This is a genomic window from Candidatus Allofournierella excrementavium, assembly GCF_048526665.1.
Classification (GTDB): Bacteria; Bacillota; Clostridia; order Oscillospirales; family Ruminococcaceae; genus Allofournierella_A; species Allofournierella_A excrementavium.
This window is the reverse complement of the sequence record NZ_DBGFPE010000020.1, coordinates 1-10,587: the sequence shown is the minus strand read 5'-3', so window position 1 is coordinate 10,587 and position 10,587 is coordinate 1. Positions and strand designations below refer to the sequence as shown.

Sequence of the window (10,587 nt, the reverse complement as noted above, 5' to 3'; positions counted from 1 at the left end):
TCCACTTTCGATGCGGTGTCCCTTTCTTTCCCATTTTTCTACCTCCTTTTCTTCATCTTACCACGAAAAAAGTAGACACCCACACTTTTGTGAGTGTCTACTTTCAGTTTACAGGTGCAGGCGGGCTTTTGACCCGCCGGGTGTTTTTGTTATTTTGCAGAGGTGAACTGATAGGTCTGGACGGTGCTGTCGGTGGGATAGAAATAGAACCAGTCCCCTGCTTTGAGCACGCCGCAGCTCACGGTGAAAGCCCCGCCCATCTCGACCTCAGACTCCATCAGGGCGATCTGCCGGCCGCTCTGGTCACAGATCTCCACGGGGGTGATGGGAACGATGCGCTCCTCGTCAATGTACCGCTCGCCGGTTTTTGCCCGGGCAAGGGCGCCGTCGTCCAGCGCGTTCATCTCACCGTCGTAATGGCACAGCGCCCCGGTATCCTTTTCCTGCACATAGACGCTGCCGTCCGCCATCACGTCGGAGATGTAGCTCAGGCTGTCCGGGACGGCCACCGAGCCATTGGTGTTCAGGATGCCAAAGCCGCCCTCATCCTGAAAGACCGGGCGGGAACCGGCGGAGAGGCCAACGATCTTGCGGCCGTCGGTGCTCAGTTTCGCGCCGGTGCGGTCATAGGGCACGCCGCTCACGACCACGCCCTCTTCCCAGGTGGTGAAGTCCGGCATGGGGCAGTTGCCGAAACCGTAGGGCGCTTCTTCCAGCACCACCGAGCTGTCGGCGTTGTAAAGCACCGCGCCGCCGTCGCCGGACTCGTCCACGAAGTAGTAGCCGTTGCGCGGGTCGCACCAGCAGTTCTTGCCGCTGACGATCACCGAGCCGTCGGGCTCGATCACATCATAGTAGTAGATCCACTCGGAGCCCGCGTCGCCCTCCCGGGCGCCCCAGCCCAGCTGGCCCATGGGCGAGATGTGGATGTAGGCCGGCTGCACCAGCACATTGCCGGAAAGGTCGCAATAGCCCCACAGGCCGTCCTTGTAAAAAGGCACGATGCCGCTTTCGGGGCAGGAGTAAAGTTCGCTGAGCTTTTCCACGTTTTGCTGAAGCGTGAACCCGTCGGTGGTCATCTGCTCCACGTCGATGTTGAAAATGTCCTCCCGGGGAATGGAATACAGCGGAGTATACTGGCCGTCCTCGCTCAGATAGCCGGCCTCGCCGTTCGCCCACACCCAGGCATAGCCGTTGGAAAACATGGTGAAGAGCTCATAGCTGCCCAGCGCGCTCTCGCGCTCGGTCAGCTCCAAAGCGCCCTGAGCCGCCGGGGCTGCGGTGGGCTCTGGCGTGGGCTGTGCCTCCTGGCCGGAAACAGCGGAAGAGGGCGTCTGGTCTTCCGGGACGGACGGAAATACCGTCTGCCCGCCGCAACCGGCCAGCAGCGCGCAGGCCAGCGCCGCAGCAGCGCCCCGCGCCAAAAGTGCGTTCAGTTTCATGGTGATCCACTCCTGTTCAGATTGTTTTATCGCAGTAAAATGCAAATTCAATATAGCACTGCCGCAGCCGATGTCAATAAAAAATTTTATCATAATAAAATTTTCTGCAGCAACACCCGCTCTTGACAAATCCACCGCCCGATGGTATGGTATCTGCAAGGTGATTTTTATGAATCTTGTCTATCTTGTCTCTGTGAAAGAGAATATCTGTTGTTGTCGCTGTTGAGGGACGGCTGCTTTTTCGCGTCGGGCCAGAAAGGCCTTTGAAGACGCGGCGGGCAGACGGCCCTGCTGGTGCTGTCTGCTGCCCCCTTCAACCGCGGCCCCGACGAAAAAGCAGGGCAAGGCCTCCGGGCTTTGCGCTTTTGTTGGCAGGACCCTTTTGCAAGGCTGTGTGCGCAGGCACACAGCCTTTTTGTTTTGCTCGCCGCCAAACAACGAACACAAAAGGAGAACTGTTATGAAAGCTTACGAAACTCTTTCCGGCAACACCCCGCTCATCCGCATCGACTACCGGCTGGACGGCCGCCCCGGCGCGGTGTATGCCAAGCTGGAGAGCTTCAATCTCTCCGGCAGCATCAAGGACCGTGTGGCCGCCCGCATCGTGGCCCGCGCCGAGGAGACCGGCGCGCTTGTGCCCGGCCAGCCCATCGTGGAGGTGACCAGCGGCAACACCGGCATCGCCTTCGCCGCCCTGGGGGCGCTCACCGGGCACCCGGTGCACATCTTCATGCCCGAGCGCATGAGCCGGGAGCGCCGGCAGTTACTGGAGATGTACGGCGCGCAGCTGCATCTGGTGAGCGACGCCGACGGCGGCTTTGAGGGGGCGCTGGCCCAGGCGCGGCAGGCCGCCGGGGAGCTGGGCGCATTTCAGCCCCTGCAGTTCGACAACGAGGAGAACGTGCTGGCCCACTTCCACACCACCGGCGCGGAACTGCTGGCCGCGCTGCCCGGCGTGAAGGCCTTTGCGGCGGGGGTGGGCACCGGCGGCACCCTCATGGGCGTGGCCCGCCGCCTGAAGCCCCGGGGCGCCTTCATCGCCGCGCTGGAGCCGGACGCCGCGCCCCTTCTGAGCGGCGGCGCCGTCACCGGCCCCCACAAGATCGAGGGCATCGGCGACGACTTCATCCCCTCCATCGTGGACCGCCGCCTCATCGACACGGTGCTGCCGGTGAACGACGACGACGCGGTGCTCATGGCCGCGCGCCTTGCAAAGGAACTGGGCCTGGGGGTGGGCATCTCCTCCGGGGCGAACCTGCTGGGCGCCATCGAGCTCACCCGCCGGGGCCTGGGGCCCGCCGCCACCGTTTTTGCCGACGACAACAAAAAATACCTCACCACGGCGCTGGCCGCCCCCGTGCCCCTTCGGGAAAGTTCCCTTGCCGCCCGTGTGGAGCTGCTGGCGTGGAGCCGGGCGGACGCGCCCCGACCCGTTTCGCTCGCCGTGTGAATTTTCTGCCCGCTTAAAGCCGCGCAGCCCCGCCGCCGCGCGGCTTTTTCTCGTTCTTTTACACAACGTCGAAGGTCCCCCTGTGGCAAAAGCGCTGAAAATTTTCGCGGCACTTGTAGTCATTTCGGCTATATGCTACAATCAAAAAGAATTAGTAAGGCCGCCGGACAAATAATCTCACCCCCGATCTTTTGACCAAAGAAAGCAGGGATGGCATTGATCACGCAGCAAATCATCCGCAGCGAAAATCTGCGCAGGATCTATCATCTGATCGACCGCAACGCCAACATTTCCCGCGCCGATCTGGCGGGCATCACCAGCCTGAGCAAGACCACCGTCTCCAGCCTGGTGGACGAGCTGATCCGCGGCGGGTATGTGGTGGACTGCGGCGCCGGCGTGAGCGTCCATCAGGGCAGAAGGCCCAACGCGCTGCAGGTGGACGGCGATTCCAACGTGGTGGCCGTCATCAGCTGGCGGCGCGGCCGGCTGGACATCGCCCTCGTCTCCTCCGACAGCCGCATGGCCTACCGGAGCCAAGCGCCGCTGAACGCGCCCGAAGAGGGCGTGGAGCAGATACGGCGCGCCTTTTTCGAGGTCCTTCTGCCCGCCGCCGGCAGCGCCCGCATCATGGGCGTTTGCGTCATCATCCCCGGCATCGTGGACGAGGAGCGGCAGAGCCTTTTTTCCACCGTGATCGGCGTGGGCCACGACGACCCGGTGGTGCCCCAATTGCAGCAGGCGCTGGCGGGGTATCCCCTGTGCTTTTTGAACGACACTGCCTGCCTTGGCTATGCCGAGCGGGTGTTCACCCCCGTGCGGGACCCCTATGTGGCCTATGTGAACGTCTCCAAGGGCGTGGGCGCATGCCTGTTCGCCGAGGACCGCATGCTGCGGGGCGCGGGCGCAGTGGGCACCCAGTTCGGCCACTTTTCCATCGACCGGGACGGCCCGCTGTGCGACTGCGGCAACCGGGGCTGCCTGGAATGCCTTGTGGGCGAAAACGCCCTGGGACGGCGGGCGGCGGAGCGTGGGCTGGACGTGTCCGGCCTGGGCGGGCGGCGGCTGCTGTTCAGCGATGTGGCGGCCATGGCCGACGCGGGCGACGAAAAGGCCCGCGCGCTGATCGACGACCTGGGGCGGGACCTGGCCTACGGCATCTCCAACCTGATCGCCCTGTTCAACCCTTCGCTGGTGGTGTTGGGCGGCACCGGCGTCACCCTGGGGCCCGCTTTTCTCGAAGCGGTCCGCACGGCGCTGGCGGGCATGGGCTTCCCCGAGTTCGTCAGCCGGGTGCGGGTGGAATACTCCCGCCTGGGGCTGGACGCGGAACTCACCGGCGCGGCCCAATACTACATCGACACCCATTACGATTTTTCCGGCAACACGCAGCAGCGGCTTTTTCTGCGCTGATGCGCCGCGCCGCAGAATACAAGACGAAAGGCGGTTTTTACCATGGACAAACGGATCATCGCGGTCAACTCCAACTGCTACCACGGCTACTCCATCGAGGAGGCGCTGGAAGGCATCGCCGCGGCGGGCTTCCACTATGTGGAGCTGACGGCCACCAAAGGCTGGACGGAGCATGTGTTCCCCGACCAGAGCTTTGAAAAGCTCTGCGCCGTGAAGGACAAGATGAAGGAGCTGGACCTTGTCCCCTTCTCCATGAGCGGCCACTGCAACCTGATGGACGCCGCCCGCCTGCCGGATTTTATCATGAACATGCGGCTGGCCAACTTCTTCGGCTGTGACTACATCGTTTCTTCCATCGGCGAGGCTCATCTGGCGGACAACGCCAAGGCGGGCAACGACCTGCTGGCCCAGAACATCAAGAGCCTTGTGCCCAAGCTGGAGGAGTACGGCCTGACCCTGGTGCTGGAACTTCACGGCGAGCACGCCACCGGCACCATCATGAAGGAGATCGTGGACCTGGTGGGCAGCGAGCGGGTGAAGATCAACTACGACACCGCCAACTGCGTGTTCTACGCCGACGTGGACGCTGCCGACGATGTGGACACATGCATGGGCGACATCGCCTATCTGCATCTGAAGGACAAGGCCGGCGCGCGCAACGCCTGGGACTTCCCCGCGCTGGGCAAGGGCTATGTGGATTTTGAGACCATCTTTGCCAAGCTGAAAGCCGCGAACAACAACTCTCCCTTCAGTGTGGAGATCGAGTTCACCCAGGCCGGCCCCAAGGACCTGGCCGAGATCAACACCGCCGTGCAGGATTCGGCGGCGTATCTGAAAGCCCACGGCTTTGAGCTGTGAGCGCTTTGCAGAACACCAACGCTGAAAGGGGAATTCCGATTTGGTCAATGTAGCGATCGTAGGCGCGGGGTTCATGGGCAAGACCCACCTGACCGCCTATCAGGCAATGAAGGACGTCAAGGTCACCGCCGTGTGCGACCTGGGAGAGGCCGCCGGGCGCGCGCTGGCCGAGGCCGCCGGCTGCCCCTGGTACGCCGACGGCGAAGCCATGCTGGCCGCCGAGCCGGTGGATGTGGTGGACATCTGCCTGCCCACCTTCCTCCACGAGCAGTATGTGCTGCTGGCGGCAAAGCACAAAAAGCATGTCATCTGCGAAAAGCCGGTCACCCTCTCCATGGAATCGCTGGAGCGGATGCTGGCCGCCGTCTCCGAGGCGGGGGTACAGTTTGCCGTGGGACAGGCGGTGCGCTTCTGGCCGGAGTATGTCAAGACCAAGGAGCTTTACGACGCGGGCGAGCTGGGCGTGGTGAAATACGCCCGGGCCAGCCGCCTGTCGGTGCATCCCTTGTGGAGCGAGTGGTACCGCAAGCCGGAAAACAGCGGCGGCGGCCTGTTCGACCTGCATCTGCACGATGTGGACTATCTGTGCTATCTGTTCGGCAAGGTAAAGCAGGTCTACGCCGTGGGCCAGAAGAACGCCGTGGGCTGCTGGAACCATGTGGCCAGCTCCCTGACCTTTGAAAACGGCGTGCAGGCCACTGCCGAGGGCATCATCGAAATGCCCAAGGGCTTCCCCTTCACCATGGAGCTGAACGTGGTGGGCGACAAAAAATCCGTGAGCTACCGCATGCGCGCCGGCACCAACCTGGAAGACGTGGCCTCCGCCGTGCGGGAGACCTGGCTTTACGGCGGCGACGAGCCGCAGCTTCTCGACATCGACCCCTTCGACGCCTACCAGCGGGAGCTGGAGGACTTCATCGGCCACATCGAGGCGGACACCCCCATCACCTCCATCACCCCGGAGGATGTGCGGCACGTGCTGTCGGTCATTCTGGCCATCCGCACCTCGCTGGAGACCGGGCAGACTGTTGCCCTCTGAACAAAATAAAAGACCGGCGCGTTCCCCCGCCCCATGCGGGCCGAACGCGCCGGCTTTTTTATTGCGCTCACGCCTGCTGCAAAAGCGCCTTCACCTCGTCCTTGTTCAGCACCCGGCCGCTGGCCAGCACTTTGCCGTCCACCAGAAGCGCCGGCGTGGCCATCACGCCCAGGGCCGCGATCTGCACGAAGTCGATCACATGGCCCACTTCCTCCTGCCGGCCCAGCTCCGCCAGGGCGGCGCGCACCGCGGCTTCCAGCTCATTGCACTTGGCGCAGCCGCCGCCCAGCACAAAGATGCCGCGGCTGGTGTCCACAGCGGGGGCATTGCAGCCGCCCGCGCAGCCGCAAGCGGTCTTTTCTTCCTTTTTCTTTCCAAACAGTCCCATCGTTTTTTCCTCCTTGTGTCAGATAAAGAATACTTGCAAGACGTTGAACAGATAGCCCACCGCCACGATGCCTGCCACGCACACCCCCACGAACAGCGCCAGCAGCTGCGGGCGCACCGCCTTGCGCAGCATGATGAGGGAGGGCAGCGACAGGGTGGTGACCGCCATCATGAAGGCCAGCACCGTGCCCAGCTGGGCGCCCTTGGCCAGCAGTGCCTCGGCCACAGGGATGGTGCCGAAAATGTCGGCGTACATGGGTACGCCCACCAGCACCGCCAACAGCACACCAAAGGGATTATTGCCCCCCAGCACCGTCTGCACCCAGCCGGCAGGGATCCAGTTGTGGATAACAGCTCCCACGCCCACGCCCACCAAGATGTAGGGAAAGACCTTTTTCAGGGTGCCGGTCATCTGCTCCCGGGCAAAGGCCAGCCGGTCCCGCACGGTCAGCTGCGGCAGCGAGACGTCCACGCCTCCCGCCGACAGGATGAAGGGCTCCACATACTTTTCCATGCCCAGCTTTTGAATGAGCACGCCCCCTGCCACGGCCACCACCAGCCCCAGCACCACATAGACCACCGCCACACGCGCGCCGAAGATGCTGGTGAGCAGCACAAGGCTGCCCAGGTCCACCATGGGCGACGAGATGAGGAAGGAGAAGGTCACACCCACCGGCAGCCCTGCCCCGGTGAAGCCCATGAACAGCGGGATGGAGGAGCAGGAGCAGAAGGGCGTGACCGTGCCCAGCAGCTCGTTTTGCATCCATTGCCAAACCGACATTCGCATCGCTCTCTTTCTTATATCAAAAAATTTTGATGTTTTATCCTGAGAAAAACGCCATCCGCATGATGGCGTTCATCTGCCGCAGCAGCTTTGCCCTGCTTCGGCGTTCGGGGCAGTGAGCTCTTCCAGCAGGGCCAGCGTCCGCCGCCGCCCGCTTTCGCTCAGGCGGTAGTGGGTCCATTTGCCCTCCTGGCGGCTCTCCACAAGGCCGGATTTGCACAATATCTTCATGTGATAGGAAAGGCCGGACTGGGTCAGCCCCAGGTCCTGGTCCTGCAGCACGCAGGCGCACTTTTCGCCGCTGCGCAGCCGGGCCAGAATGGCAAGGCGCTTTTCGTCGCACAAAGCGCGGAACACCGCCGCCTCCTGACGGAAGTCCTCCATACCGCTCACCTCAAATCAAATTTTCTTGATGTATCAAGCAAAGTATACACCCTGCCGGCAGTTCTGTCAACAGGGTGTTTTTTCACGCGGTGGGCCGGAGCCGCAGCAGATGGGCGTAGCGCTCCGCCAGCCGCTGCCAGGCGGCCCCGACCTCTTCGGGGAGGTCCACATGGGCGATGAAGCCACGGCCCTTGGGGCCGTAGCCCTGGGCGTCGTCCCGCAGGCGGGGAATCTCGCTGAGCAGAAGGCTCATGTAGTGCTCCGGCTGCCAGAGGCCCCAGATGCGGTTGGGCGCAAAGGCAAGGCCCCTCTCCCCCGCTTCCAGCCGCGCCCGATAGGCGGCAAAGTGGACGAAACGGGTGGTGTTTTCAGGCCACCAGCGGTCCAGCGTGGCGCCGATGCGCCGCTGCATGGTGGAATCGTGGAGCACGATGGCGCTGGCGGGCAGGGCGTTCTGCTCCTGCAAAATTCGAAGGGCAAAGCGCACGTTTTCGCCGCAGTTGGCGGAGGCGCTCTCCACCAGCAGGTCCTCTTCCGGGATGCCGAAGGCGCTTTGCAGGTACTCCTTCATGCACTCCCCTTCCGTGGCGCTGTGGCCGGCGGGCAGGGCGCTCTCGAACCGCTCCAGAAAGGCGGCGGTGGTGTGGCCCACCCCGCCGATGGTCATCACCTTCCGGGCAAGCCCCTGCTGCCACAGCTGCCCCGCCAGACGGCAGCCCTCCGGCAGGCTGCCGCCGAACAGCAGCACCATGTCCGCCCGGGGCGCGCCGAGGGCGTTTTGCAGGGCGGCGGCGTCCAGCCGGGGCACATCCCGCCGGGCCAGAAACTCCGCCAGAGTGTTGAAGTCCCGGGCGTCCTGTGCAAGGCCGGTCACTGGTTTTCCTCCTCCCGGTAAACTTTGCGGCTGACCATGCGGTTGACCCCCTCCAAAGCGCCGGAGAAACGCTCGAAGTCCTGCAGCATCACGCCCATATAGAGGCTGTCCACGATGGCCAGCTGGGAGATGCGGGAGAACATGGTCTCGGTGTAGAAGGCGGTCTCCACGTCGCCGGTGAGCAGGGCGATGTCGGCGTGGCGCAAAATCTCCGCGCCCTTGAAGTTGGTGATGGCGATGGTCACCGCGCCCCCGGCGCGGGCCATGGCCAGGGCGTCCACCGTGTCCCGGGTGGCGCCGGAGTGGGAGATGCCCACCGCCACGTCCCCCGGGCCCAGGGCCGAGGCGCAGATCTGCTGGAGGTGGCTGTCCGGGTAGGCACGGCAGGTCAGGCCGATGCGCAACAGCTTTATCACCATGTCCTGGGCCACGGCGGCGGAGTTGCCCACGCCGTAGATGTCGATGAGGCGGGCGGAGGCCAGCGCCCGCACCGCCTTTTCGTAGCTGCGGGAGTCCAGCATGCGGCGGGTGTCCTCCAGGGCGGTGAGGGCCATGGAGATCATCTTGTCCGGCACGGTGCTCAGCTTGTCGCCCGGCTGCACGTGCACGTCCAGCAGCCGCCGGGGGGCCGCCGGGGCCGCCTCCTTCGCCAGCGCCAGCTTCAGGGCGCTGAACCCCTCAAAGCCCGCCGCCTCGGCAAAGCGGGCCACCGTGGGCTCGCTGACCCCCGCCGCCGCCGCCAGCTGGGCCATGGTCATCTCCGGCACCTTGGCCGGGTCGCGCAGCACCCAGTCCGCCACCTTGCGCTCGGAGGCGCGCAGCTGGGCGTAGTTTTTCTTTATCCTGCCAACGGTCTGCCCCATGAGGCATCCTCCTTTTTGATTCGTACCCCCATTATACCCCGGGGGCGGGCAGGCCGCAAGGGTTTTTGTAGTAAAACTACATATTTCAATTGACTTTGTAGTTCTGCTGCGGTATGCTGGAACCAATGAAAGGAGATGCGCGGGCACGCCCGTTTTGCGGCAAATTTCCACCGCGCACGAACGTGCTATGAAACCTGCAAAAAAAGCTGCCGACATGACCGTGGCCGAGCTGGCCGCCTACATTGACCAGTCCGTTCTGAAGCCGGAATTCACCCAGGATGACATCCGCAAGTACATCCAGGAGGGCATCGACTTCGGCTGCCGCACCGTGTGCATCAACCCCGCCTCCCTGCCCATCGCCATCGAGCTGTGCGAAGGCACCGACACCAAGATCTGCGTGGTGTGCGACTTCCCCTTCGGCCTGTCCACCACCGCTTCCAAGGTGATGCAGGCGGAAGAGTACTGCAAGACCGGCAAAATTTTTGAGCTGGACATCGTTGCCAACTACGGCTGGATCCGCAGCGGCATGTGGGCCGAGGTGGAGGCCGACATCAAGGCCGTGTGCGACACCTGCCACAAGTACGGCACCGAAGTGAAGGTCATCTTCGAGACCGACGCTTTGACCCTGGACGAGGTGAAGAAGGCCACCGAGACCGCCATCGCCGCGGGCGCTGACTTTGTGAAGACCAGCACCGGCTTCTTCACCGGCGGCAAGAACGAGGGCGCCACCTACGAGGTCATCCAGGCCATGATGGACACCGCCCAGGGCCGCTGCAAGATCAAGGGTTCCGGCTGCATCCGCACCCGCGAGCACTTCCTGAAGCTCATCGACATGGGCATCGACCGCATGGGCATCGGCTACCGCTCCACCCCCGTGGTGCTGAACTGCACCCCCGAGGAAGCCAAGGCCATGCGCGAGGGCAAGGCGTAAATTCCTTTTGAACGCAGAAAAAGACCGCCGCATCGGAACACCGATGTGCACTTGTCAAGCAAAAGTAGACACAGAAAAGCAATTTAGAGGAAGCCCCGTTCAGACCTGTACTGAACGGGGCTTTTATAGCCCAAAGCGGCGGCAGGTCGATCATGATTGAAGAAG

10 protein-coding genes and 1 pseudogene are annotated in these 10,587 nt (G+C 63.4%); 5 read left to right on the top strand and 6 right to left on the bottom strand.

Annotation, left to right across the window (positions count from 1 at the left end):
* Positions 1 to 149 precede the first annotated feature (149 nt).
* On the bottom strand, positions 150 to 1,442 hold the full coding sequence (locus ACMI1Q_RS06310) for a hypothetical protein (protein WP_419503163.1): 1,293 nt from the start codon (positions 1,440 to 1,442) through the stop codon (positions 150 to 152).
* 460 nt (positions 1,443 to 1,902) lie between these two features.
* On the opposite strand from ACMI1Q_RS06310, the gene ACMI1Q_RS06305 reads away from it, so the two are divergent.
* From ACMI1Q_RS06305 to ACMI1Q_RS06290, 4 genes are all read left to right on the top strand, one after another.
* The gene (locus ACMI1Q_RS06305; protein ID WP_394980345.1) at positions 1,903 to 2,892 is read left to right on the top strand and encodes a PLP-dependent cysteine synthase family protein; all 990 of its coding nucleotides are present in this window, start codon (positions 1,903 to 1,905) and stop codon (positions 2,890 to 2,892) included.
* 210 nt (positions 2,893 to 3,102) lie between these two features.
* The gene (locus ACMI1Q_RS06300) at positions 3,103 to 4,302 is read left to right on the top strand and encodes an ROK family transcriptional regulator (RefSeq protein WP_419503162.1); all 1,200 of its coding nucleotides are present in this window, start codon (positions 3,103 to 3,105) and stop codon (positions 4,300 to 4,302) included.
* 42 nt (positions 4,303 to 4,344) lie between these two features.
* Complete coding sequence (locus ACMI1Q_RS06295; RefSeq protein ID WP_330056207.1) at positions 4,345 to 5,160, top strand: sugar phosphate isomerase/epimerase family protein; 816 nt, start codon at positions 4,345 to 4,347, stop codon at positions 5,158 to 5,160.
* Between the two features lie 40 nt (positions 5,161 to 5,200).
* On the top strand, positions 5,201 to 6,199 hold the full coding sequence (locus tag ACMI1Q_RS06290; protein ID WP_419503161.1) for a Gfo/Idh/MocA family protein: 999 nt from the start codon (positions 5,201 to 5,203) through the stop codon (positions 6,197 to 6,199).
* A gap of 67 nt (positions 6,200 to 6,266) precedes the next feature.
* Here the strand turns inward: ACMI1Q_RS06290 and ACMI1Q_RS06285 are convergent, their stop codons facing one another.
* From ACMI1Q_RS06285 to ACMI1Q_RS06265, 5 genes and pseudogenes are all read right to left on the bottom strand, one after another.
* Positions 6,267 to 6,587: a thioredoxin family protein gene (locus ACMI1Q_RS06285; protein ID WP_394980351.1), complete on the bottom strand. Its 321-nt coding sequence runs from the start codon at positions 6,585 to 6,587 to the stop codon at positions 6,267 to 6,269.
* An 18-nt stretch (positions 6,588 to 6,605) separates the two neighbouring features.
* Positions 6,606 to 7,337, bottom strand: a pseudogene (locus tag ACMI1Q_RS06280) (permease); the annotation flags it as partial.
* A 105-nt stretch (positions 7,338 to 7,442) separates the two neighbouring features.
* Positions 7,443 to 7,754 carry an ArsR/SmtB family transcription factor gene (locus ACMI1Q_RS06275; protein WP_419503160.1) on the bottom strand — a complete coding sequence of 104 codons (312 nt, stop codon included), beginning with the start codon at positions 7,752 to 7,754 and terminating at the stop codon, positions 7,443 to 7,445.
* Positions 7,755 to 7,836: 82 nt separating this feature from the next.
* Positions 7,837 to 8,628: a YdcF family protein gene (locus tag ACMI1Q_RS06270; RefSeq protein WP_419503159.1), complete on the bottom strand. Its 792-nt coding sequence runs from the start codon at positions 8,626 to 8,628 to the stop codon at positions 7,837 to 7,839.
* Positions 8,625 to 9,491: a MurR/RpiR family transcriptional regulator gene (locus tag ACMI1Q_RS06265; RefSeq protein WP_419068008.1), complete on the bottom strand. Its 867-nt coding sequence runs from the start codon at positions 9,489 to 9,491 to the stop codon at positions 8,625 to 8,627. Before ACMI1Q_RS06265 ends, ACMI1Q_RS06270 begins: the two co-directional genes overlap by 4 nt.
* Before the next feature lie 187 nt (positions 9,492 to 9,678).
* Here ACMI1Q_RS06265 and deoC point away from each other — a divergent pair, with 187 nt between their 5' ends.
* Positions 9,679 to 10,422 (top strand): deoxyribose-phosphate aldolase, encoded by a 744-nt coding sequence (deoC, locus tag ACMI1Q_RS06260; RefSeq protein ID WP_394980358.1) that lies wholly within the window; start codon positions 9,679 to 9,681, stop codon positions 10,420 to 10,422.
* The last annotated feature ends 165 nt before the right edge of the window (positions 10,423 to 10,587 follow it).